22 protein-coding genes and 1 pseudogene are annotated in these 23910 nt (G+C 40.0%); 13 read left to right on the forward strand and 10 right to left on the reverse strand.

Annotated features, from left to right (window positions below; translation table 11 throughout):
* Positions 1–42: 42 nt before the first annotated feature.
* Both KO561_RS01455 and pepT read right to left on the reverse strand, forming a co-directional pair.
* A complete protein-coding gene (locus KO561_RS01455; RefSeq protein ID WP_269140682.1) occupies positions 43–477 on the reverse strand; it encodes a GNAT family N-acetyltransferase in 435 nt (144 codons plus the stop codon).
* 18 nt (positions 478–495) lie between these two features.
* Positions 496–1713: a peptidase T gene (gene pepT / locus KO561_RS01460; protein ID WP_231095371.1), complete on the reverse strand. Its 1218-nt coding sequence runs from the start codon at positions 1711–1713 to the stop codon at positions 496–498.
* Between the two features lie 183 nt (positions 1714–1896).
* Between pepT and KO561_RS01465 the strand changes: the two genes are divergently transcribed.
* The 4 genes from KO561_RS01465 to nadE all read left to right on the forward strand — a co-directional run bounded on the left by KO561_RS01465 (position 1897) and on the right by nadE (position 5769).
* The gene (locus KO561_RS01465) at positions 1897–2697 is read left to right on the forward strand and encodes an NUDIX hydrolase (protein WP_231095372.1); all 801 of its coding nucleotides are present in this window, start codon (positions 1897–1899) and stop codon (positions 2695–2697) included.
* Positions 2698–2779: 82 nt separating this feature from the next.
* Complete coding sequence (locus KO561_RS01470) at positions 2780–4249, forward strand: nicotinate phosphoribosyltransferase (RefSeq protein ID WP_231095374.1); 1470 nt, start codon at positions 2780–2782, stop codon at positions 4247–4249.
* Positions 4250–4266: 17 nt separating this feature from the next.
* Positions 4267–4884 (forward strand): nicotinate (nicotinamide) nucleotide adenylyltransferase, encoded by a 618-nt coding sequence (gene nadD, locus KO561_RS01475; RefSeq protein ID WP_231095376.1) that lies wholly within the window; start codon positions 4267–4269, stop codon positions 4882–4884.
* A gap of 63 nt (positions 4885–4947) precedes the next feature.
* Complete coding sequence (gene nadE / locus KO561_RS01480) at positions 4948–5769, forward strand: ammonia-dependent NAD(+) synthetase (protein WP_231095378.1); 822 nt, start codon at positions 4948–4950, stop codon at positions 5767–5769.
* 139 nt (positions 5770–5908) lie between these two features.
* On the opposite strand, the gene KO561_RS01485 is transcribed toward nadE, so the two are convergent.
* A complete protein-coding gene (locus tag KO561_RS01485; RefSeq protein ID WP_231095380.1) occupies positions 5909–6466 on the reverse strand; it encodes a M15 family metallopeptidase in 558 nt (185 codons plus the stop codon).
* Between the two features lie 92 nt (positions 6467–6558).
* Here KO561_RS01485 and KO561_RS01490 point away from each other — a divergent pair, with 92 nt between their 5' ends.
* The 4 genes from KO561_RS01490 (at position 6559) to KO561_RS01505 (ending at position 10516) form a co-directional block, all read left to right on the forward strand.
* Positions 6559–7515: a cation diffusion facilitator family transporter gene (locus KO561_RS01490; protein ID WP_231095382.1), complete on the forward strand. Its 957-nt coding sequence runs from the start codon at positions 6559–6561 to the stop codon at positions 7513–7515.
* A gap of 157 nt (positions 7516–7672) precedes the next feature.
* Positions 7673–8674 (forward strand): ABC transporter substrate-binding protein, encoded by a 1002-nt coding sequence (locus KO561_RS01495; protein ID WP_231095384.1) that lies wholly within the window; start codon positions 7673–7675, stop codon positions 8672–8674.
* A 68-nt stretch (positions 8675–8742) separates the two neighbouring features.
* On the forward strand, positions 8743–9720 hold the full coding sequence (locus KO561_RS01500; protein WP_231095385.1) for an ABC transporter permease: 978 nt from the start codon (positions 8743–8745) through the stop codon (positions 9718–9720).
* A gap of 1 nt (position 9721) precedes the next feature.
* Positions 9722–10516: an ABC transporter ATP-binding protein gene (locus KO561_RS01505; RefSeq protein WP_231095386.1), complete on the forward strand. Its 795-nt coding sequence runs from the start codon at positions 9722–9724 to the stop codon at positions 10514–10516.
* A gap of 31 nt (positions 10517–10547) precedes the next feature.
* Here the strand turns inward: KO561_RS01505 and KO561_RS01510 are convergent, their stop codons facing one another.
* From KO561_RS01510 to KO561_RS01525, 4 genes and pseudogenes are all read right to left on the reverse strand, one after another.
* On the reverse strand, positions 10548–11663 hold the full coding sequence (locus KO561_RS01510) for an NAD(P)/FAD-dependent oxidoreductase (RefSeq protein ID WP_231095387.1): 1116 nt from the start codon (positions 11661–11663) through the stop codon (positions 10548–10550).
* Between the two features lie 15 nt (positions 11664–11678).
* Positions 11679–12233: pseudogene (locus KO561_RS01515) on the reverse strand (5' nucleotidase, NT5C type).
* Between the two features lie 747 nt (positions 12234–12980).
* Complete coding sequence (locus KO561_RS01520; protein ID WP_231093844.1) at positions 12981–14204, reverse strand: IS110 family RNA-guided transposase; 1224 nt, start codon at positions 14202–14204, stop codon at positions 12981–12983.
* A gap of 665 nt (positions 14205–14869) precedes the next feature.
* A complete protein-coding gene (locus KO561_RS01525; RefSeq protein WP_231095388.1) occupies positions 14870–17248 on the reverse strand; it encodes a M4 family metallopeptidase in 2379 nt (792 codons plus the stop codon).
* Positions 17249–17610: 362 nt separating this feature from the next.
* Here KO561_RS01525 and KO561_RS01530 point away from each other — a divergent pair, with 362 nt between their 5' ends.
* From KO561_RS01530 to KO561_RS01550, 5 genes are all read left to right on the forward strand, one after another.
* A complete protein-coding gene (locus KO561_RS01530; protein ID WP_231095390.1) occupies positions 17611–18441 on the forward strand; it encodes an amino acid ABC transporter substrate-binding protein in 831 nt (276 codons plus the stop codon).
* Positions 18425–19129, forward strand: coding sequence for an amino acid ABC transporter permease (locus tag KO561_RS01535; RefSeq protein ID WP_231095392.1), 705 nt, complete (start codon positions 18425–18427; stop codon positions 19127–19129). Before KO561_RS01530 ends, KO561_RS01535 begins: the two co-directional genes overlap by 17 nt.
* 14 nt (positions 19130–19143) lie before the next feature.
* Positions 19144–19890 (forward strand): amino acid ABC transporter ATP-binding protein, encoded by a 747-nt coding sequence (locus tag KO561_RS01540; protein ID WP_231095393.1) that lies wholly within the window; start codon positions 19144–19146, stop codon positions 19888–19890.
* A gap of 94 nt (positions 19891–19984) precedes the next feature.
* On the forward strand, positions 19985–20491 hold the full coding sequence (gene mscL, locus KO561_RS01545) for a large conductance mechanosensitive channel protein MscL (RefSeq protein WP_231095394.1): 507 nt from the start codon (positions 19985–19987) through the stop codon (positions 20489–20491).
* A 115-nt stretch (positions 20492–20606) separates the two neighbouring features.
* On the forward strand, positions 20607–21329 hold the full coding sequence (locus KO561_RS01550; RefSeq protein ID WP_231095395.1) for a polymer-forming cytoskeletal protein: 723 nt from the start codon (positions 20607–20609) through the stop codon (positions 21327–21329).
* A gap of 71 nt (positions 21330–21400) precedes the next feature.
* On the opposite strand, the gene KO561_RS01555 is transcribed toward KO561_RS01550, so the two are convergent.
* The 3 genes from KO561_RS01555 to ectB all read right to left on the reverse strand — a co-directional run bounded on the left by KO561_RS01555 (position 21401) and on the right by ectB (position 23791).
* Entirely contained in the window at positions 21401–22015 is a 615-nt protein-coding gene (locus KO561_RS01555; protein WP_231097021.1) for a DNA-3-methyladenine glycosylase, read from the reverse strand.
* Between the two features lie 84 nt (positions 22016–22099).
* A complete protein-coding gene (locus KO561_RS01560) occupies positions 22100–22492 on the reverse strand; it encodes an ectoine synthase (RefSeq protein WP_231095396.1) in 393 nt (130 codons plus the stop codon).
* 21 nt (positions 22493–22513) lie between these two features.
* Positions 22514–23791: a diaminobutyrate--2-oxoglutarate transaminase gene (ectB, locus tag KO561_RS01565; protein WP_231095398.1), complete on the reverse strand. Its 1278-nt coding sequence runs from the start codon at positions 23789–23791 to the stop codon at positions 22514–22516.
* Positions 23792–23910 lie beyond the last annotated feature (119 nt).

The raw sequence follows: 23910 nt of genomic DNA on the forward strand, positions 1-23910 counted from the left end.
TTTCTTTGATATAACAACGTCTAATTTCTCAATATTCTAGTTCTATAGGTCTTTTAAAAATACATAGCTTACTTTTCGATAATCCATTTTCTTCTCATAAAATCGGTGAGCATCGACACGTTGTAATCCAGAGGAAAGAGAGATTTTGTTAAACCCTTGCTCCTTTGCCCACTGTTCAACATGTGACAGTAATTGCTCTCCAAATCCTTGAGAACGAACTTCTGGTTTCGTAACGAGGTCACATACCCAGATAAACCTTCCATTGTATAGGGTGACCATAGGCATATATCCGATAACAGCTACTACTTCCTCTTCGTAGTAAAGAGCTGCTAGCTGGTAATGATCGTTCTCTTGTGCTTGTTCCACCAAGGTTAGAAAAGCATCCTCATCTAAGTGTGTTCGCAAATGCTTCATAACCGGATACGCTTCTCTCCACTGATCAGGTGTAACAAGAGACACTATTTTAACAGTAGACAAGACAACTCCCCCTTTAGATTAGGCTTTTACAATTTCCAGGATGACATGAACAGCCTTTTCCATGTTTTCTAAAGAAATATATTCAAATTTCCCGTGATAGTTTTCTCCACCAGTGAAAACGTTCGGTGTTGGTAAACCCATGAAGGATAATTGTGATCCATCTGTACCACCTCGAATTGGTTGGACAAGTGGTTCAATTTCAAGCTTTTTCATCGCATTGTATGCATTGTCAACGATTTCCTTCACTGGCTCAATTTTTTCACGCATGTTGTAATACTGGTCCTTCATATCCAACACGATACTTTCTTCTCCATACTTTTGACGAAGCTCTGCAGCAATGCTTTCGATATTCTCTTTCTTAGCTGTGAACTTCTTTCGATCATGGTCCCGAATAATGTAGTATAACTTAGATTCTTCCACATCCCCATTAAAGGAAATGAGGTGATAAAAGCCTTCGTATTCTTCCGTGAATTCAGGTGCTTCCTCAGATGGAAGTTTACTATGAAATTCCATGGCAATTTTTGCGGAGTTCACCATTTTACCTTTTGCTGTTCCTGGGTGAACATTGTTTCCTTTAAAGGTTAATTTAGCAGCTGCTGCGTTAAAGCTTTCATATTGTAATTCCCCAAGTGGACCTCCGTCCATCGTGTATGCGTAATCTGCATCAAATGCCTCCACATTGAATTTATGAGGCCCTCTGCCGATTTCCTCATCTGGTGTAAAAGCAACCCGGATTCTTCCGTGTTTTACTTCTGGGTGTTGAATGAGATAATCCATTGCTGTCATAATCTCTGACACTCCAGCTTTATTGTCGGCACCTAACAATGTTGTGCCATCCGTCGTAATGAGAGTGTGACCAACATAATTTTTAAGTTCAGGGAAATCGTTAGGAGATAAAACCACACCTAGTCCTTTATTGAGGACAATGTCCGTCCCATCATAGTTGCTATGTACTTGTGGGTTTACATTTTTACCGGTAAAATCTGTCGCCGTATCAACGTGTGCTAGGAACCCAATGGTAGGCAGATCTTTGTCTGAATTAGCTGGCAAGGTAGCCATGACATAGCCGTTTTCATCTATGGTTACGTCCTCCATACCAATCTCCTTCAGTTCCTCTACAAGCATATTAGCAAGAACTAATTGTCCTTCTGTAGATGGACAGGAATCGTTGTTCTCATTGGATTGAGTGTCTACTTTTACATATCTCGTAAGGCGATCCAAAATATCCTGTTTCAACTTGTATCATCTCCATATCTAAAGTTAACTTTATCATATCATATTTACCTAATTTGCCATGAGTGGATGTTATTTAAGATCCCATCAGGAAATAAATTCCTGGAAAGGATTGACGATGAAAAACAGAAACTGTATAATAACTATAAAATATACATTATATATTTATTGGAGAGAGGGGATAATTTGGGACGTTTTCAAGATGAACAAGAAATGCTAGACCATTATGACTCTAGTAAATACAGAACCCCAGATGGATATACTTCAGACATATTACTTTTTACCATTGTAGATAAAGAGGCTGCTCAGACTAAAAAGGAAACGAAAGCGACGAAGGAACTACGACTTATGTTGATAAAACGGGCGGACAAAGATGCTGAAAATGAACCGAATGTAGAGGGAGGGAAATGGGCTGTTCCAGGCGGATTTGTCATGCCTAACGAGTCCTCTTATGAAGCTGCGCTGAGAGAGTTACAAGAAGAGACCGGTGTGGAAAATGTCCATGTAAAACATTTTGGTACCTATGATGAACCAGGAAGAGATAAACGAGGTTGGATTATTTCGAATGCTTTTTATGCAATTATTCCGGAGTTTTTCCTAGAGAATAGAAAGGCAGCCGATGATGCTGTGAAAGTAGAGTTGTTTACTATGGAAGAAATCGATCATTTAGATATTGCATTTGATCACCGAGAAATCATTGAAGATGCAAAAAAACAAATTACAAAAGACATGTTACAAACGGACATAGCCAAACGATTCTTGGCAAAGGAGTTCACGATATCGGAGCTGCAAAGTGTCATTCTTGCCGTCTATTATCATAAAAGTATCGATTCGGATAACTTCTATAAGAAAGTGGATAAATTGGGATTTATTGAGGTTGCGAGGGATAGGGATAAAAACATGAAAACGACAACGAGAAACTCTAAAAGACCTTCTAGGCTATATCAATTTATAGAGAAAGCCCCTTTACCGTCTATCTATTTCTAGGAAAAGTGAACGTTATACCGACTATTAACATGTAAGAAAGTTAAAGTGTCTATTCAATGTACATGACGAGGAGGATTCATAAATGAAGACATATGAGGATGATAGTTTAGTATTACACACAGATGCCTATCAAATTAACATGGTTGAAACATACTGGCATGATAATATGCACAACCGTAAAGCGGTGTTTGAATTGTTTTTTAGAAAATTACCGTTCGGCAATGGATATGCTTTGTTTGCAGGATTAGAAAGAGTCGTAGATTATATAAAGGGCTTTAGATTCTCTGACACGGACATGGAGTATTTGAGGGAAGAGCATGGTTACGAAGAAGCGTTTTTAGATTATTTAAAAGGATTGCGGTTCACAGGAACCATCAAATCAGTGGTCGAAGGAGAGCTTGTATTTGGTAATGAGGCCATGTTAGTTGTGGAGTCCACTTTGGCAGAAGCTCAGTTAATCGAAACCGCTTTTTTGAATATGATCGGGTACCCAACCTTAACGGCAACCAAAGCATCGAGAATCAAACATGTTATCGGGGAAGAGGTAGCCATGGAATTCGGAACGAGAAGGGCGCATGAATTGGATGCAGCCTTGTACGGTACAAGAGCGGCATTTATCGGCGGCTTTAGTGCAACTAGTAATATGAGAGCGGGAAAATTGTTTGGTATTCCGGTTGCTGGAACACATGCGCATTCTATGATCCAAACGTATCGGGATGACTATACAGCAATGAAGAAATATGCAGAAAGTTGCTTGAGAAGAAAAGGAAAGGTGTTTATTCCTTTAGTGGATACGTACGACACCTTAAAATCTGGAGTTCCAGCAGCTATAAAGGTGGCAGAAGAATATGCAGACCGAATCAATTTTGAAGGGATTCGCTTAGATAGTGGAGATATGGCATATTTATCTAAAGAAGCTAGAAGGATGTTAGATGATGCTGGATTTAAACAGACTAAGATTGTTGCTTCTAATGATCTGGATGAAAGCACTATTACACACTTAAAAGCACAGGGTGCGAAAATAGATGTATGGGGTATCGGTACCAAACTAATTACGAACTATGACCAACCGGCATTAGGTGCTGTGTATAAAATAGTGTCTATTGAAGATGAAAACGGTGAGATGGTTGATACCATAAAAATATCAGGAAACCCAGAAAAAGTTAGTACTCCGGGAAGGAAAAAACTGTATCGAATCATTAATATGATTAATAACAGATCTGAGGGAGATTATATTGCTCTCGAGCACGAAGAACCGAATAATCAGGAACGGCTAAAAATGTTCCACCCAACCCACACTTTCATTAGTAAGTTCGTAACTGACTTTAAAGCGAAAGAATTACACCAAGATATCTTTGTGAACGGAGAACTAGTGTACGATCTTCCTAATATTTTTGAGATCCAAAAAACTGCGAGGGAAAACCTAGAACTGCTATGGGATGAGTATAAGCGATCTTTAAATCCGGAAGAATATCCAGTTGATTTAAGTGTAGATTGTTGGAATAACAAAATGGCATGTATCGAAAAGGTACAAGAAAAAATGGTGAAATAAAAAGGAGGGGAACAAAAATGGCGAAATACGGGTTTTTAGGAAGTTCTTTTGATCCTATTACAAATGGTCACTTAACCTCCGCGCAGGAGATTCTTGATCGACTAGGCTTTGATAAAATTTTCTTGATGCCTTCCTCATCGAAAAGGACAGACAAGAAAATTAATGCAACAGACAGGCAGCGACTCGACATGATTGAGTTAGCAATCAAAGGAAATGATCGATTTGATTTAGAAACCTATGAGTTAGGTGTTTCAGCATGGCAAGTGTACACTTATGAAACAATGCGAGTGTTGAAGGAAAAAGAAGAATTCAAAGAACATGACCTATATTTCCTGATGGGGGCAGACCTATTACAAGATATTGCAATCGGAGATAATTGGAAGCACAGAGAGGAATTATTAAGTGAAAATAAGTTCGTCGTTATCAGAAGAAGTGGGTTAGATATGCATGAAATTGTGGCATCTAGTAAACTTTTAAGAAAATATGAACATCACTTTACTTTTATCTATCGCGGAGTAGACAATAACATTAGTTCTTCTTACATTAGGGAGGAATTTGAAATTGGACACAACCCAAGATATTATATGCCACAAGCCATATATGAGTACATAAGAGACAATAACCTTTACCAGTAAGTTAGGAATAGTGTATGAATATGGAAAACCATCAATAAAGTGTGTTTAAAGGAGGAGAGTAAAATGTCATTTCAACAAAAAATTGCCCAAGAATTGAATGTTCAACCAACGATTGATCCAAAACAAGAAATTAGAAAGCGAATAGATTTTCTAAAAGAGTATGTCTTGAAGACTGGGGCCAAGGGATTTGTGTTAGGAATTAGTGGTGGTCAAGATTCTTCGTTAGCCGGTCGGTTAGCACAACTTGCTACAGAAGAATTGAATGCAGAAGGAAAAAATATTGAATTTTACGCTGTTCGGCTTCCTCATGGAACACAAGCGGATGAGGAAGATGCTCAACTAGCCCTTTCCTTTATTAAACCAAAGCATGAAGTTACATTTGATATATATCATACAGTGGATGCCTTCTCGAAAAGCTATGAAAAGCAAATGGGAGAAGCGTTGAGTGATTTCAATAAAGGGAATGTAAAAGCAAGAACAAGGATGATTGCGCAATACGCAATCGGTGGTCAGAAAGAGTTACTCGTTATCGGAACAGATCATGCAGCTGAGGCGGTTACTGGGTTCTTTACCAAATACGGCGATGGTGGAGCGGACGTACTTCCATTAACAGGATTAACGAAAAGACAAGGGAAGCAGCTCTTACAAGAGCTAGGTGCTACAGCTCGTTTATACGAAAAAGCTCCAACAGCAGACTTATTGGATGAAAAACCTCAGCAGACGGATGAAACAGAGCTTGGTTTGACTTATGGGGATATTGATGACTACTTAGAAGGCAAAATTGTTTCAGAGCAAATAGCAGAAAAAATAGAAAAGCGCTACCGAATGACAGAACATAAACGACAAGTACCAGCATCGATGTTTGATGACTGGTGGAAGCAATAAACGCGAAGAGCTCTCTTAAATAAGAGAGTTCTTTTTGCTACCCTGTTTTTCATCCCGGATAGTTTGGGGGGAAGTAAAGGATTGAGAGAAAGACGCCACTGGATTAGGCGTCTTCTTCGTTTGGAGGTGAAAGATGCCGCTAGTTATTGAGCGCTTCCACTTTGCGCTCTGATGGGCGTTCCCCGCGTTGAAGCTCCCAAATGGACAATCCGAAGTCTATCTGAAAATGAGGGTAATCTTTGAAATTGTTCCAATCTCCTCCCCATTCAAATCCCAAGGACTTGGCAATTCCTACTACCTCCATCCAGTCCGCTTCTTTATTTTTATTCCCATCATAGGTCATGTCCCAAATAACATCTCCATTTTCTAGCTTTATTGCAAAATCAATGGCTAGGCCATAGTTATGGTAGGACTCTCCACCTTGAACGTTGGTGACAATACTTCCATCTTCTGTTCGTCCTTGTTCATACAATTGATTTTGGACTTCTATCGATCTCCAGCCGTCCGTAATCAATATGTTAATCCCTATTTTTGCCGCTTCCTCTATAAGTTGCTCTTTTTTGGATGCAACGACAGGATGCAGCTCCGTCGGCATTGGAACATCTTTGTGTTTAAAAAAGGGGCGATTTTCATAGAATAGGAAGAAGACAAAAATCGAAATAAGAATAAGAAATAAAGGAAAAGATTTTCTAAGCAAATTATGTACTCCTCTATTGGATAGTCGTAGTAAAGGTACATGGTCATTTTACTAAAGGTAGCCATGGAATGGAAAGGGGAAATAGATAAAGAATGGGCTTCTTTCATTTATTAAAAAAAGGGAATAAGTCGGCTTTAATTGCAGCAATCGTAAATACAATCATCTCAGCAATCAAAGGAGTCGCATTTTTCATAACGGGCAATGTGGCGATGTTCGCAGAAACGATGCATAGCCTAGGTGATGCAGCCAATCAATTTTTTGTTTTCATTGGCTCTGCGTTAAGTAAAAGACCCCCAAGTCGCCGGTTTCCGAACGGGTTTGGGAGACTAGTTAATTTGGTCTTGCTAGGTGCGGTATTAATTGTAGGGATTATGTCCTATGAAACAGTGAAGGAAGGGATTCTACATATTATGCATCCCGTGGAATCAACAGGATTCCTGATTAATATTTCGGTGTTAGGTACGGCGGTATTGCTTGAACTGTACGTACTTTATAAAGCAATGAAGGAAATTGCCCATGAGGTAGGTAGTAAGGCTACAGGGTTACAAGTCGTGACGGATAGTTTTAGTAATTATCGGAAAGCAAAGCCAGCAACTAAGCTTGTCTTTATGGAAGATTCGGTGGCAACATTAGGTGGAGTACTAGCAATCATTGCAATCGTTATTTCTCAATACACGGGTTTTCATCAAGCGGAAGGGATTGCATCTGTTTTGATTGGGGCTATGATGTTTTATGTGGTTGGCCGGGTTTTCTTAGATAATGCAGCAGGAGTATTAGGAGAAGCGGATTACGAAATGCAAAATAAAATTGGTACACTCCTTATGAAGGATCCAGATGTACGAGATATACCGGAACTTGCCGTTATGAAGGAAGGCGAGGAGCTTCACGTGGAAGTCATCATCGAAGTGGATCCGAATCTTACCATTGAAAAAGCGGATGATATTAAAGATCGACTCGAAGCACAAATTATGGAGGAACAAGGTGTCACCGATGTCATCATAGAATATGATGAAAATGATGGAATCTCAAAGTGGAAAGAAACAAAGTAGGAACAGCATCCCATTTACATGCGTTGTAGTGGGGTGTTTTTTAATGAAGACGAAAGTGGGAAAATTTACGCTACCCAAGTAAAGTTTTAGTGTGATATAATGTAGCTTAAATCTTTTGAAAATTTAAAATATAAAGTAAACAGGGGGAGAAAGAGCCATGAAAAGAGGTATGTGGAAAGGGATCGCGAGTGGGTTTGCTGCGTTACTTTTATTGTCCGCATGTGGTGGAGGCGATGAAAGTACAAGTGGTGACGCTGGAGAGAGCTCATCAAGCTATAAGGTAGGGGCAACACAAATTGTAGAACACCCATCATTAGATGCAGCATACCAAGGGTTCCAGGATGCCTTAGCAGATGCTGGTTTAGAGGTGGAATATGATTTGCAAAGTGCGCAAAATGACCCCAACAATGCGAGTGTCATTGCTAACAACTTTGTAGCGGATAATGTGGATTTAATCTTTGCCAATTCGACGCCTAGTGCTATCGGAGCTTTGCAAGCGACTAAAGAAATTCCAATTATCTTTACTTCCGTAACAGATGCGGTTGGTGCAGGATTAGTTGAATCGATGGACCAACCAGGTGAAAATATAACAGGTGTTTTAGATTTGCATCCAGACGCTATAAAAAATACCATAAGCTTTATCGATCAATATTTTGAAGGCGCAAAAGTTGGACTCATATACAATGCTGGAGAACAAAACTCTGTTACTCAAATTGAGGCGGTAAAAGAAGCAACAGATGGAACGAGCCTGGAGCTTGTAGAAAGAACGGTTGCTACATCAGCCGATGTGCAACAAGCTGCTACAACTTTAGTGAGTGAAGTGGATGTGTTTTATATCATCACGGATAATACAGTTGTTTCCGCGTTGGACAGTGTGATTGGGGTTGCGAACGAACAAGATATTCCATTGATTGTTGGAGAGCCAGACTCTCTTAAAAAAGGTGGATTTGCAACCTTTGGCATTGATTATCATACAATTGGATATCGGGCAGGAGAAATGGCTGCTGAAGTTCTGCAAGGAGAAAAAACAACAGCAGATATTCCAGTAGAACACCCGTCAGAAATGCAGCTCTTTATTAACAAAGAAGCGGTAGAAGAACAAGGGGTAGAATGGAATTCCGATTGGGATGAGGACGCACAACTTGTAGAAGCTGAATAACTTGGAAAGACTGACTTGGAGATAATAGATTCCTCTAGGTCAGCCTTTTCAGTTAGAAGGAGGACTTTATGTTTATATCTATATTCGGAGCTGTCGAATCGGGTGTCATTTATGCCATAATGGCTCTCGGTGTATATTTATCTTTTCGTGTTTTAGATTTCCCGGATTTAACGGTCGACGGTAGTTTCGTTACCGGATCTTCTGTTGCTGCGATTTCCATTGTTAGTGGTGTACCTCCTGTTTTAGCAACCATTTTTGCTTTAATCGCCGGTTTCTTAGCGGGATGTATTACGGGTGTTTTGCATACAAAAGGAAAAATCAATCCATTATTAGCTGGGATTTTAATGATGATTGCTTTATACTCCATTAATTTAAGGATTATGGGGCGACCGACTTTACCGATGTTGAACGAACCGACCATTTTTAAGCAAATCGGTGAGTGGTGGCAGTCGTTAGGCATCGATCAAGCTTTAAATGGTTGGCTAACAAACATGGGGCTACCGCAAACACCGAGCACATGGTCTGTTTTATTTTTCATGATTGTGTTACTTGCACTTATTAAATTATTTATTGATTACTTCTTGAAAACAGAGATTGGATTAGCTCTACGGGCAACAGGGGATAACCAAAAAATGATCCGAAGCTTTTCGGCAAATACGGACTTTTTAATCATCGTTGGTCTAGGACTGTCCAATGGTCTCGTCGCAATGGCAGGTGGATTAGTCGCTCAATATGGTGGCTTTTCTGATGTGAATATGGGTACAGGGATGATTATTATTGGGTTAGCTTCGGTTATTATAGGGGAAGCGTTGTTTGGAACGAAAACAATCGTACGCACTACGTTGGCCGTACTACTAGGGGCGGTCGTTTATCGGATCGTTGTAACGATAGCCCTTCAGGTAGGGTTTTTGCAAACAGGAGATATGAAGCTCATTACGGCATTACTTGTTATTGCTGCCTTAGTCGTTCCAAAGGTAATTAAGGGACGAAAAGAAAAGCTTCGAAGACAACGAAAACGAGCAGCTTTAGAGGTAAAGGAGGGATAACGTGCTTCAACTCAAAGATATTTCAATAACGTTTAATGAAGACACACCGGATGAAAAGAAGGCACTTCAAAACATCCAACTTTCTCTTGGAAAGGGCGAATTTGTCACGGTTATTGGAAGTAATGGGGCTGGAAAGTCTACGTTGATGAACGTTATTTCCGGAACTCTCGTACCTGACGTAGGAGAAGTCAAGATTAATGAAAAGAGGGTCACGTTTTTACCAGAATATAAACGATCTGCTTACATTGGGCGGGTATTCCAAGATCCGATGTCCGGAACGGCTCCCAGTATGACAATAGAGGAAAACTTGGCAATGGCCTTTTCACGTGATAAAAAGAGGAAGTTGAAAATAGGGGTTAATAAAAATCGAAAAGAGTTTTTTAAAGCATCCCTTGAAACGATTCATTTAGGCTTGGAAGACCGTTTGAATGCAAAAGTAGGTTTACTTTCTGGAGGAGAACGTCAAGCTTTATCGTTATTAATGGCGACTTTTACAGAACCAAATATTTTATTGCTGGATGAGCATACCGCAGCGTTGGACCCGTCTCGAGCAGAACTCATTACGAAGCTGACAGGAGAAATTGTCGAAAAGTTTCAACTGACAACGTTAATGGTGACGCATAATATGCAGCAAGCATTAGAACTAGGAAATCGTCTTATTATGATGGATAAAGGTCAAATCATCTTGGATGTGAAAGGGCAAGAAAAACAAGATCTCACGATAGAAAAGCTTTTGGAAGAATTTAAACGAATTCGTGGAGAGCAGTTTGATAGTGATCGAGCTGTTTTAGGATAGGAAAAAGGCTTGGTGCAAACCAAGCCTTTTTCTATTGAATAGCTTGAGCGATATTATAAAGTTCCATATCTACATCTGTTTGCTTTCCTAACACACAGCTTGCTAACTGCTTCCCGATGAACGGTCCAGATGTAAGTCCAGAAGAACCCAACCCATTTGCGGTATATAACCCTTTGAACTGCTGTACTTGGCCGAACACGGGTAAGAAATTTGGAGTTACCGGTCTAAATCCAACTCGTGTTTCTAGGAGTTCGGCATCGACGAGACCAGGAGCAATATGTAATGCTTTATCCAAAATTTCCTTTACGCCGGAAGCGGTAACTCGTGTATCGAATCCCACACCGTTTTCATGAGTCGTACCGACAACAACTCGCCCCTGGTCAAAGGATAATACGTAATGATCACTTGGAGGCATTAATACGGGCCATTGACTTGTATCAGTATCCTTGAGGCGCAAGTGAACAATTTGAGCTTTTTGAGGTTCAACTTCAAAGTTGATTCGTAGAGGTTTGAATAACTCTTTTGCCCATGCTCCAGCAGTTACCACTACTTGATCCGCATTCATTTTCTGATCATCGATATATGCCCCTTTAACCATACCCCCATCTGCCCAAAGTCTAGCTTCCCCTCGGATGTATTCGGCGCCAAGCTTTCGAGTAGCCCGGAGTAGTGCATTCCTTAACGCAGTCCCATCAACACGAGCTCCTCCACTTACGTGAACGGCACCGTAACCTTCTAGGAGTGGGGGGAACATTGCCTTTGCTTCCTCTGGGGTCAATATCGTTAGCTCTCCTATCTCCGGAGCTTCTTCCCGCCGCTTTTCTGCCCTTTTTACCATTGCTTCTAATTTTTTGGGGTCCGAGTGAATGCTAAGTGTTCCTACCTGTGCATAACCTGTGGATGATTCACCAGCATCCTCTAGTTCACGAATTAGAGTGGGATAATAGGCAGCTCCTCCTCTAGCCAATGCATACCATGCCTTATTTCTCCGTTGGGATAGCCAAGGACAAACGATACCTGCCGCAGCGTCTGTTGCTTGCCCCTTTTCTTCTCTATCAACTATGGTTACTTTTTGTCCTGATTTCGCCAAATGATAGGCTGTAGAAACACCGAGAATCCCAGCACCGATTACTATAGTTTCGCTCATTCCCAGTCCTCCTTGTTACGAAAGAAAATAGTCCCTTACTTCCAGCCAATTGTTCACTCTTACGTATCCGGTTTCGTGAAGGTTGTGTGGGGAGGTGAACAAAATACCTTGGCCAGAAAACTTCTTAAAATGTCTTACATTGTCATCAATTAAGTAGTCTGCATGGATAATACTTTTATCCCCGCAAAAAACGAAGTTCATGTCATCGAGAAAACTAAAATGTTCCTTTAACCATTCGTATTTTGCAGTGAAGGAAGCAGGTACTTCCATGGCTGCTGTCGTAATATAAATTTCGTAATGCTCACTAAGTTCTTAAAGGACAATTTGACTGTTTTCGATGACTTCAAGATCACGGAAAAAAGTGGGGTCATCTAAGTACTGTCTAATTTCTTTCGCATATTGTGGGCGAAGCATTCTTAGTTTTTGCCCGACTAAGTCCTCTGTTGTGAGGCTTTCTTGAAAATCTTTATTATACAGGGATAAATGTTTGGGGACGAGATCGGCAATGACTTCATCCATATCAATCGCAATTCGTTTCAAAGTAGCTCCCCCTTTTCTATATTCTTTCATATTCTAACATAGGTGAAGCATAAGGGAGGTTTAGGTGTATGTAAATGAAAGAAGAGGCTGGGACAAAACTATAACTTCCCATTCTAAAGGCGACAATTAAAGGATAAGATACTTGGAATGTTAACTTTCAATTGGATATTCATTCATATTTGATAGAAAATGCGACGTAAGTGGTGAATTAAATGGCGGCGCTCCGGCAGAATACTCCGCTTTCCGCGGGCACGGCCTCAGCTTCCTCGGAAGAAAACCACTTCCTTGAAAAAGAAACCCGCTTTTTCTGCGTGCGATGTTTATTCTAAGAGGCTTTCCTAGTCCTGCGAGATCTTCGGCTCGCGCTGTTCCCGCAGGAGTCTTCGTATTCTGCCTTCGCTAAATTGATATTTTCTGAATGGTGAAGTCTTACGTTTAAACTAAAAAATTTAACCCTACTTAAATTAGTTCGATGTACTTTAAATTACTTTTTTAATGAATTTGTGGGCTGTTCTAAATAACCCTCTTTGTTTATATGTTTTACATGTAAGTTGCTCATAACTATAAAAGGTTTTCTTTTCCTCATTTTATTAGTGTAGGCATCTATTATGAGTCAGTCATTTAAGGCATGTTGATTGGAGTGGAGGGTAATCGACTCCTACCATGAAAATAAGGTTCTAATATATGGAAAAATGGCAATACTAAGGTAGACGCAGCTCATTCGTTTTTTTGAGGAGAGCGCCACATTCTAAGATCTAATGAAGTTGGAGATTAATTTTAAGACACTTTTGGTTCCACAATTGTCACTGTGTAACCTAAACTCTCTAATCTTCGTAGTGAATGCTTAACAACGGATTGTTGTCTTTGTTTGTCGAAGTAATCTTCTCCTAAATCTACATACATTTCTTTTCGTGTTAAGAGATAATAGGAGATTCGTAATATCGCATGAGCTACAACGATTCCTGCACGCTTTTTACCTTTACGTGAAGCTGTTCGCCGGTAAAGTGCACCAAGGTAGTTTTTGGATCCTCGAACAGAATGAGCTGCTTCAATCAGTGCTGATTTAAGGTACTTGTTTCCATTCAACGTTTTAGAAGATTTACGTTTTCCAGCACTTTGGTTATTTCCAGGAACTAATCCAGCCCATGAACACATTTGAGGTGCAGTAGGAAATTGCTCCTTTATATTTGTACCAAGCTCTGCAAGCATTTGTTCCGCCATTTTTCTCCCAATACCAGGAATGGAATCTAAACGGTCTATATCTTCTTGAGAGTCTTCCATCCTTTTCGCTATCTCTTTATCTAGTTTATCGATTTGATCCGTCAGGAAATCGATATGATCTAGAATCGTTTTTATCATGAACCGTTGGTGTTCTTGAACATACCCTTGAAGTGCGAGTTTCAATTCATCCTTTTTCTTCTTCATTACTCCTCTCGCAAAGGTTGTTAACTCTTCGAGATCATCATTTCCTTCGGATATGGATCGAAGCATATCACGAGCAGAAACTCCCATAATGTCAGAAACAACTGAACCAAGTTTGATATTAGCTCCTTCTAACACTTTTTGAATCCGATTATATTGTCTGGCACGCTCTTCAATAATACTTCGACGATAACGAACAAGTTCACGTAATTCTCGTTGGTTTCGATCAGGAATAAAACTAGCTTTAAGTAAACCGTGACGAAGTAATTTGGCTATCCATTCGGCATCTTTCACATCCGTTTTACGCCCGGGGACAGCCTTAATGTGTTGAGCATTCACAACTAGATATTCAATATCTTCTGCTTCTAGTAGATTGACAATGGGTTTCCAGTAGACACTTGTACTTTCCATTGCCACATGGGTACACTTATGTTTCTTCACCCAGTCCACCAACTCAATTAGATATATGGTTTTAGTTGAAAAAGTTTCAATCTCCTTTCCTTCTGTTGTAATGGCACAAGCGGTAATGGTATCCTTGTGGACATCCATACCACAAGCATTCTCAATGATTACATCCATTGAAAACATCCTTTCTACGGCAAATAATAATGGAGGCTGGCGCAACAACCAGAATAGGGTTAATCTACCATGAGTGCTTCCCTTAAAAGGAGCAACAGTCTGTGATGCACCGTGGTCGAAGGAGTCAGACTGCGGGTAGGGCTCTCACGCACCAAGGAGTCTCGACCTTCCTCATCCAGCCGTAGCATCAGTATAGCCACACAATAACTATTTTCATTCTCTGTGGTGTATAGCTGTTTTCGCGATACATGAATGACTGCGGGAACAGCACGAGTTGAAGACCCCGCAGAAAAGCGAACTTTGCTTTTTGAAGAGGGGGGATGTCCCTGCGTCTCCTAGTGTTGCTTCGAAGTAGGCTTCCTCGGGACAAGGCAGCGAAGAAGTAAATTCGCAGCAGTCGCCTGGCCGTGCCCGCGGAAAGCGATTACCCGCAACGGAAATCAGCATCGTACAAACATCGAGCAGTCACTAAACCGATGGTTTTGTAGTAACTTTTACTATTTCGTTACGTCGCAAATTTATATATGATTAGTAACAAAATTCACAAAAGCGCCTTAAAAGAAAAATCCGAACCATTTCGAATTCTAATTAAGAATTTTCGAAGCATAGTTCGGATTTTATTAGGATCAAAATACTTTTGTTCCAGCGTCTTCTTGTTTATTTTCTTATTTTGTAGACGAAATGATATTTTTAGTTGATAGTTGTTGATCACTGAAATAGCCAACTTGATCAATCTTATATCCATATTTCGTCACACTATAATCGGTAACAAGATTAGTTGAGATTGTATCTCCATCTACAATTACCCAAAAGTCTGATTTTGTTCCATCATATGTTGCAGTAACATTTTCGTTCTTATCCTTAATTTCTACATAGTCATAGCCTGCTTCTGTCTCAAATTTTGAGAAGTGAAGGGCGACTTTCTGAGCGCCTGATTTCGTATAAGTGTGTCCACCTGTGTAATTGTTCGCGTATGGATGTGCGGTTTCTGCACTCGCGGATTCATAGTACCATTGAGCGGTTTCTTGAGATCCAGTTGGATAAGTTGCGGACAGCTGATAAGCAGTTGAAGAACTTGACGCGCCATTATAGCCAACTACTTTTAAGAAATACGTACCTGTAGCTGAAGCTGAATACGAGATAGATTCACTATTGTTACTACTATTTTCAGATTGTGCTAAAAGAGTTCCTGATGAATTATATAGATAAAAATCATAGTCTCCAGGAAGATTTGTTAGGCTAGCTTGGATGGTACCTGCTTCACTGCTAGTAAAGGTGTAGTAGTCAACATCGCTACCACTATAAATGTAACTATCGTAGTTTGTCCCATTTTCTATTTGATGAGCCTCACTAGTCGTATCGTTTGGCTCGTATGTGTCATTGTTTGTTCCAGAGTTAGAGCCAATTCCTACTGCGGCATAACCATCCGTAACCGCTTGGTATTCCGTGCTATTTGCTCCGTATAGGTCTACTGCAGATTGAAGTAAAGCATTTCTAGCATCCTCGAAATCTGCTTGTGATGTTAAATAGTTTGTTAGAGCTCGGTAGTAAATATCACCGGATTTATCTAACCCTATATCACTTGCAATATAATAAAAAGCTTTGTTTGGAATTCCACTATTCGTATGAACGCCACCATTATCTGCTGACGTATTATAGTAGTCATCCATATGACTTGGTTGATCATAAAGCTCGGGGTTTTCTAAGCTTCTTAATGCATCTCCTGGGGTGCCAGGTGTATAAACATCTTCCCCGAGCTGCCAATCAAAGTCTCCACTTTCGGCTTCGATAATAACAGCAAAAACGTCAGACATGGATTCGTTCAGTGCACCAGATTGGTTTTGATAGACAAGATTTGCGGTTGTGTCGGTCACCGCATGGGTCAATTCATGTGCCACAACATCAAGTGAACCCGATAACGGACTAAAGGTTGATCCATCTCCGTCTCCATATACCATCTGCGATCCATTCCAGAAAGCGTTGTTGTAGTTGGAGCCGTAGTGAACGGTAGATACGAGATCGGAACCATTATTATCATAGCTGTTTCTTCCGTGCGTTTCATGATAGTAATCGTAGGTTAACCCGGCAAAATAATGGGCGTCTACTGCAGCTGCTTGACTACTTGATCGGAAGTTATTATCTGAATCGGTTACATAACTTCCTGGCAAAGAGGTCCCCTGGTTTGCTGTATAGGTTCGAATTATTCCATCCATAGGTTTGGAAGTATCATATAAATAATACGTTCCACCAGACTGATAGGTTTGCAAGTTAACCGTTTCGCCATCTGATCCAACACCAGTTCCTGTTGTAGCTGCTTCTTGAGTCATATCAATCGATTCTACGATTTTTCCATTAACAGCACTAACAAATACTTGTTTCCGGCCTGCTTCAGGTTGAATGTATTGAAGATCTACTAAATAGGCAGGCAACCACTTCTTTTTATCTTGATAGAGTACTAGTTTAGTATTTGGATCTGTAGAATAGCTCTTAGAGGTAGGGTCAAAAGAAAGAACCGTCTCTGCTTTGTGAATAGCCTCTTTTTCCGTCAGCTTTACACGCTTTTTCCACTTCACTTTTTCTAACTTTGGCTCTACTTGTCCATTCATGGAAGTGATCATTCCGTTTTTGTCTGTGTGTACGATAAGTTCAGAACCATAAACCGGAATGTCGTCTACTTTTAGTTCTACTTTGTAGTGAGTCATGCCAAGTTCATCTGTAGTAACGTCTAGTATGCTGAAAGACCCTGTTTTCAGTGAGAACAAGTCGCGATTTTCTTCGAGAAAAGAAAGAACGTCTTCGTCCGAATCAATCGTACTTTTGGAGATGTCTCCTGAAATGAATTCAGGGACTCCTCGTTTCTTGTCCCAATCCACCTTTACGTGCTTCTTCGTGTTACTCTTCTCCAATTTCTCTAGAACCTTCATTTGTTCTAGTTTTTGGTCTGTTTGTTCATTCTTAGCGGCAGACACTTCCGGTGAAAAAGGAGTTGATAGAGATCCAACAACTAAGGTAAGCATCATTCCTACTGTCAATGTTTTCTTCATTTACTCACTCCTTCTGTAGATTTATCAAGCGCTAGTAAAGCGGTTGATACTATTCACACTAAATTATTCAGAAATTTTAAACAATAGTAAGTTTCTACCAATTTTAATAGAGGAGTAAGTCGTTTTACTTAGCGAAAATATAAGACTGATAGATTTGTAGTAGAAACGAATTAGTTATTGTTAAAAGGAAACAATATATCCATTAATTACATATCTATATTATGAATTAATCGGTTTATCTAATATTTTCCTGAGTGATGGGAAAAGTAAGGATGTATTAGTTTACAAGACAAGCGAAAATAGGATATACTCACTATCTGAAAATTATTTAATTCCGACTATTCAAATGGGGGTTTAAGGAAATGAAAAAACTTTTATTCATGTTTTTGACGATTTCGTTGATCGCGTTGCTAGCTGCATGTGGATCAAATAATGAAGATACACAATCTGATAACAATGCCGAGAAAGAAGGTACGGAAGAAACAGCTTCTTTACATGACAAAGTCATGGAAGAAGGAGTACTGACTGTTGGTACGGAAGGTACGTATGCACCGTTTACGTTCCACAACGAATCTGGTGAATTAACGGGTTATGATGTAGAGGTAGTCCGTGAAGTAGGAAAAAGAATGGGTGTAGAAGTGAAGTTTGAAGAAACGCAATGGGATTCTATGTTTGCTGGTTTAAATGCGGAGCGCTTTGATTTGATTGCGAACCAGGTGGGCATTAATGAAGAACGTTTGGCTAACTATGACTTCTCTGTTCCTTATACGTATTCTGCAGCAGTAGTGGTAGTTCCAGAAGATAATACATCTATCACATCCTTTGAAGATTTAGAGGGAAAAAAATCCGCACAATCTCTGACGAGTAACTTTGGTGCAATTGCAAAAGAAAATGGAGCAGAGATAGAAGGGGTAGAAGGCCTTGCCCAATCCATTGAATTAATTAAACAAGGTCGAGTGGACGTAACGGTTAATGATAAATTGGCAGTTTTAGACTACATGAATCAACAAAAGGATGCAGGTATTAAAATTGTAGCACAAGAAGAATCTGTATCTGAAACGGCATTAGCTTTTAGAAAAGGTAATGAAGACTTAGTAGAAGCCATTAATGAACAACTAGAAGCGATGAAAGAAGACGGAACACTAAGCGAGATTGCTAAAGAGTGGTTTGGTGAAGATGTTTCATCAAAATAATGTGCTGCTAACGATTACAGGTGACATGCATGGGTGGGAGTTGTTTGTAAACTCCCTTTGGCCAATGATTCAAGGGGGAATCCAATATACAATTCCCCTTACGCTTATTTCGTTCTTTTTTGGGCTTTTACTCGCTTTGGTAATTGCGGTTATGAGGCTTTCTCCCATTGCGATTGTAAGAGCACCTGCTGTCGCATTTGTTTCAGCTATTAGAGGTACGCCTTTACTCGTGCAATTATTTATCGTCTTTTACGGGCTGCCCAACTTAAATGTTACAATAGATCCCTTTCCGAGTGCCGTTATCGCATTTTCATTGAATGTTGGCGCGTATGCCTCGGAGATTATTCGAGCTTCTATTTTGTCGATTCCGAAGGGGCAATGGGAGGCAGGCTACACGATTGGAATGACCTATAACCAGGCGTTGCGAAGAATTGTATTGCCACAAGCCGCTCGTGTTTCCATTCCGCCTTTATCGAATACGTTTATTAGCTTAGTGAAGGATACATCACTAGCTTCGCTTATTTTAGTAACTGAATTATTTCGAAAAGCACAGGAAATTACAGCAAGAACCTATGACTTTCTATTACTCTATTTGGAAGCGGCTCTTTTATATTGGATTATTTGCTTTGTTCTTTCTGTGATTCAAACGTTGATAGAAAATAGACTGGAACGCCATATTGCTAAGTAGAGAGGAGGACCATGATGTATGTATCAGTAAAAGGATTAACGAAATCCTTTGGAGATTTAAACGTGTTAGACCATATCGACATGGATATCGCGAAAGGGAAAGTCCTTGCCATCATTGGGCCTTCAGGATCAGGCAAAACGACGCTACTCCGCTGTTTAAATGCTCTTGAAATGCCCGATAAAGGGTCTTTTCACTTTTATGATGATTGGAACATTAATTTTGCGAATAAAGTAAAGAAAAATGACATTTTAAGCTTACGGAAGCGCTCAGGGATGGTGTTTCAATCTTACAATCTGTTTCCACATAAAACGGCATTAGAAAATGTAACGGAAGGACCGATCGTTGTCCAAAAGCGGGATAGAAAGGAAGTTCTTCAGCTAGCGGAGCGTTTATTAGAAAAGGTAGGTCTACAGGATAAAAAGGAATTGTATCCTTTCCAGCTTTCGGGAGGTCAACAGCAACGGGTAGGGATAGCAAGAGCCTTAGCGATGGAACCGGAATTAATGTTGTTTGACGAACCGACATCTGCTTTAGATCCTGAGTTGGTAGGAGAAGTGTTACAAGTTATAAAGGAACTAGCCGGTGAAGGCTGGACGATGGTCATTGTAACGCATGAACTGAAATTTGCGGAACAAGTAGCCGATAAAGTGATCTTCATGGATCAAGGCGGCATTGTGGAACAAGGTCCACCAGAAGAAGTGTTAAAAAAACCAAAGCAAGAAAGAACCAAACAGTTTTTAGATCGAGTATTGAATCCTTAAGCAAACGAACTCATTCGTTTGCTTTTTGTTTTTCGGTTATACTGCATATGGACAACTCATAGACTCTACTATCAGGATATAGAGGAGCTTTTCTATGGGGATATTAAAAGAATTCCGTCATTTTGTTGTGCGAGGAAATGCAGCAGATATGGGAATTGGAATGGTACTAGGTGCTGCGTTCAGTAGTGTCATTGATTCGATTGTGACTGATGTATTGTTGCCTCCAATAGGATTAGTCCTAGCCAAGATGAACTTTTCCAATTTATTTATAAGTTTAAACGGTGAACACTATCCTTCCTTGTCTGCTGCTCAAGAAGCAGGTGCTGCAACGATAAACTATGGACTTTTTATAACAGCGATCATTCGCTTCACAATCATTCTTTTTACGGTGTTTCTGGTCGTTAGACAGATTAATCGATTGCGTAAACCGGATCAGACCCCAATGGATTCCATGATGAAAAAGGAGTGTCCTTACTGCATTACATCTATTCCAGCAAAAGCTGTTAAATGTTCAAGCTGTGGTTCTACTTTAGATGACTCTAGTATGGGTAGATTCATCAAACAGAAACGGAAAGAAAAGGTAAAGCTCCGAATCCGATAAAATAAGCCTTAGGACGTAGGGCTAATCCACCTTTCATCCGTATTCATAGTGACTGGTCAACCCTATAATGAAGATAAGATTAAATGAACGGATAGGAAGGGTTGATTGATCCGATATGATTTCAAATCAGATGAGAGAGCTTAAAATATCAGGAAGTGGAAGTACCTCAGGCGGAACTTATGGATATGTAAAGATTAATGGAAATGGAACCGTATATGGAGATTTAACTTGTCAAGAATTTGTGACTGGAGGAAGCTCTAAAGTAGAAGGCGATCTAACAAGTGAATTGATTGTTATTAAAGGAAAAACTAATGTGGATGGAAGTGTACAAGCCGAAATTATGGAAGTTCAAGGAACGTGTAAAGTAGCAGGAAGTACATCTTTTAGAGAACTCGTTGTGAAAGGTTCTACTAAGGTTGCAGGTTCTTTATCTGGAGATGAGCTTCTGCTTAAAGGGACTTTGAAGGTTAATGGGGACTGTGATGTCACTCTAGCCAAAATGCAAGGCTGTTTTACCGTATATGGGGCACTTAAAACAGAGCACGCTTCTATTAAGCTGCATGGAAAATGTTCTGCGACATCTATATATGCAAAAAGACTTGAAGTCATAAAAGGTGGACTGTCCTTTGGATTAGAAAACTTGTTTGAAGGGTTTGCAAAAGAGCTTCGAACGGACACTATTGTTGCTGAAACGGTATATTTGGAACATACACGAGCGAACATTGTAAAAGGAAAGAATGTCTATATCGGTCCAGAATGTCACATTGATTATGTGGAATATACCGACGAAATTACGATATCACCTGATGCGGTGGTCAAGGAGAAAAAGCAGGTGTAAAGAGGGATTCCTTCTCTACACCTTTACTGTAATTTTCAGACTATTCATGTCCTGGGAAATACTGCCCCATTTTAACGAGAAGTAAAAAGGCTTCCATCTATCCAATATCTCCACGGGAAATTTTTTGCTTCTCCTGAATTATCAATCCCGATACGGGGTCCTTCTTTCACGGAGAAGGATGTAAATCCCCTAGGACGTTCACTAATCCAAAGAGGAGGGTCTTGAAGAGAATGGCCATAATCCTCCATTGTAATTCCTAATGCCTTCGTTAGCTTTCCGGGACCATTTGTCATTTGATGGATGGTTTTCATGTTTGGACGTCTTTTTTTCATAAGCTCATGGTTGTAGTAAGGTTCGATAGCTCGTATGAGAACCGCTTCAGGCTTATCAACCGGGCCAGATACGACATTAAACAGGCAATGCGTGTGCATAGAATAGGTATAAGTCACTCCAGGTCTGCCAAACATAATCTCCGTTCTTTTGGTTCTTCGATTGTTGAAACTGTGGGCCGCTCGATCTTCAGGTCCTTTATACGCTTCTGTCTCTACGATGATTCCTGCCGATACCCCTTCTTTAGTTTCTTTAAAGAGCAAACAGCCTAGTAGGGCTTGAGCTAATTCTAAAGTATGTTTTTCATAAAAGGATAAAGAGAGTGGAGGGTGTTCGCCAAAGTAATCTATACTCATCATACCAATAGTCCCTTCCCGTGTTATGTATCTTCATTGTAAGAAAAACAGCCCCTAGCTAGGGGCTGTGGTTGTTCATTATTATTAATCTTCGTCTACTGGATATACACCATTTTCATCATGTACTTCATTTCCGCTTAGAGGTGGGTTGAATACGCACACCATTCTCATATCGGAGCCAGGATGAGCACGTAGTAAATGCTCGTCATGTTTGTCTAATGCGTAGATCATATCTTTTTTGATTGGCCATACTTTGTTGTCGCTAAGGGTTTCGACTTCCCCTTCGCCTTCGATGCAGTAAACAGCTTCTAGGTGATTTTGGTACCAAATATGCGTTTCTGTACCTGCTTTAATAATTGTATCGTTTACGGAATAGCCCATGCCGTCTTTTTTCGTTAAGAGCCTACGGCTAACCCAAGTGCCTCCGTCTACTTCTTTTTCTGTTCCTAAAATGTCGTTAAGTGCAACTACTTTCATGTCTTTGTTCCTCCTAGTAAATTAATTCGTAACAGGTTCTTTTGTAAGTTCTTTTACGCTCTCTTCAATGACTTGGAAGCCTTTTTCAAGTCCTTCTTTATCAATGTTTAGAGGTGGGAATAGTTTAAATACTTCATCTTTTGGTCCAGATGTTTCCATGATTAGTCCTTTTTCAAATGCCTTTGCTGCAATTTTACCAGCTAGCCCATCGACTTCTGTTCCGATTCCGACCATGAAGCCTCTACCTTTTACTTCTCCTTTAAGCTCTGGATAGTCCTTCACAATCTTAGAAAGGAAATCATATATTAAAGTAGATTTCTCTTGAATTCCTTTTTCAAAGGATTCATCTTCCCAATAGCTTAATGCTGCAGTAGCTGTAACAAAAGCATGGTTATTTCCGCGGAAAGTTCCGTTGTGCTCACCTGGATCCCAGATATCTAAATCCGGGCGTAATAGAGTAACCGCGAATGGTAGTCCATAACCGCTTAGAGATTTTGATAGACATACGATGTCTGGCTTAATACCTGCTTTTTCAAAACTGAAGAACGTACCAGTACGACCGACACCAGCTTGAACATCATCGATGATCAGCATAATGCCCCAACGGTTACATATCTCTTCAATTTTCTTTAACCATTCGAAACGAGCAGCATTGATTCCGCCTTCTCCTTGTACGGTTTCTAGAATCATAGCAGCAGGGATGTCTACACCACTACCATTGTCTTCTAGGAATCTTTCTAGATAATCTAGTGTTTCAAGGTCATTGTTTACGAAGTTATCATAAGGCATGGTAACGACGTTTTGTAATGGGATTCCAGCACCTTTACGCTTAAAGGCATTTCCTGTAACGGATAAAGAGCCAATTGTCATACCGTGGAAGCCGTTTGTAAAGCTAATCACATCGGTACGTCCTGTTACTTTTCTTGCAAGTTTAAGCGCGCTTTCTACGGTATTCGTCCCAGTTGGACCAGGGAACATAATTTTATAATCAAGGTTCCGAGGTTTTAAAATGACATCACTAAATTTTTGGATGAATTCTGCTTTTGCCGTTGTGGCCATATCCAATGAGTGAGTAATTCCATCATCGGTAATATATTCAACTAATTTTTTCTTCATGATTGGGTCGTTATGTCCGTAATTTAGTGCTCCGGCACCTGAAAAGAAATCGATGTATTCTTTCCCATCTTTGTCCCACATTTTATACCCTTTTGCTTTCGTAAAAACAGTTGGAAAGCTTCTGCAGTAACTACGTACCTCGGATTCCAATTTTTCAAATATACCTAATTCGTTTTGAGTCAACGTTGTTTTCCTCCTTAAGAAACATTATTAATTCCATACCCTTGGGCTGATTTATTAAACGTACTTTTAGGGGATGTTCAAAATTCTGAATAAAAGTCGCTTTGAAATCTTCGTCCTTT

This window comes from Radiobacillus kanasensis (assembly GCF_021049245.1).
Lineage (GTDB): Bacteria > Bacillota > Bacilli > Bacillales > Amphibacillaceae > Radiobacillus > Radiobacillus kanasensis.

Excerpts from the sequence above, each read along its gene's own strand:
- KO561_RS01535 (WP_231095392.1), top strand. The coding sequence starts at position 18,425 with ATGTTTCATCAAAATAATGTGCTGCTAACGATTACAGGTGACATGCAT.
- KO561_RS01555 (WP_231097021.1), bottom strand. The coding sequence starts at position 22,015 with ATGAGTATAGATTACTTTGGCGAACACCCTCCACTCTCTTTATCCTTT.
- nadE (WP_231095378.1), top strand. The coding sequence starts at position 4,948 with ATGTCATTTCAACAAAAAATTGCCCAAGAATTGAATGTTCAACCAACG.
- KO561_RS01560 (WP_231095396.1), bottom strand. The coding sequence starts at position 22,492 with ATGAAAGTAGTTGCACTTAACGACATTTTAGGAACAGAAAAAGAAGTA.
- mscL (WP_231095394.1), top strand. The coding sequence starts at position 19,985 with ATGGGGATATTAAAAGAATTCCGTCATTTTGTTGTGCGAGGAAATGCA.
- KO561_RS01490 (WP_231095382.1), top strand. The coding sequence starts at position 6,559 with ATGGGCTTCTTTCATTTATTAAAAAAAGGGAATAAGTCGGCTTTAATT.
- nadD (WP_231095376.1), top strand. The coding sequence starts at position 4,267 with ATGGCGAAATACGGGTTTTTAGGAAGTTCTTTTGATCCTATTACAAAT.
- KO561_RS01525 (WP_231095388.1), bottom strand. The coding sequence starts at position 17,248 with ATGAAGAAAACATTGACAGTAGGAATGATGCTTACCTTAGTTGTTGGA.
- KO561_RS01550 (WP_231095395.1), top strand. The coding sequence starts at position 20,607 with ATGATTTCAAATCAGATGAGAGAGCTTAAAATATCAGGAAGTGGAAGT.
- KO561_RS01495 (WP_231095384.1), top strand. The coding sequence starts at position 7,673 with ATGAAAAGAGGTATGTGGAAAGGGATCGCGAGTGGGTTTGCTGCGTTA.
- KO561_RS01540 (WP_231095393.1), top strand. The coding sequence starts at position 19,144 with ATGTATGTATCAGTAAAAGGATTAACGAAATCCTTTGGAGATTTAAAC.
- KO561_RS01470 (WP_231095374.1), top strand. The coding sequence starts at position 2,780 with ATGAAGACATATGAGGATGATAGTTTAGTATTACACACAGATGCCTAT.
- KO561_RS01500 (WP_231095385.1), top strand. The coding sequence starts at position 8,743 with ATGTTTATATCTATATTCGGAGCTGTCGAATCGGGTGTCATTTATGCC.
- KO561_RS01510 (WP_231095387.1), bottom strand. The coding sequence starts at position 11,663 with ATGAGCGAAACTATAGTAATCGGTGCTGGGATTCTCGGTGTTTCTACA.
- KO561_RS01520 (WP_231093844.1), bottom strand. The coding sequence starts at position 14,204 with ATGGATGTAATCATTGAGAATGCTTGTGGTATGGATGTCCACAAGGAT.
- KO561_RS01530 (WP_231095390.1), top strand. The coding sequence starts at position 17,611 with ATGAAAAAACTTTTATTCATGTTTTTGACGATTTCGTTGATCGCGTTG.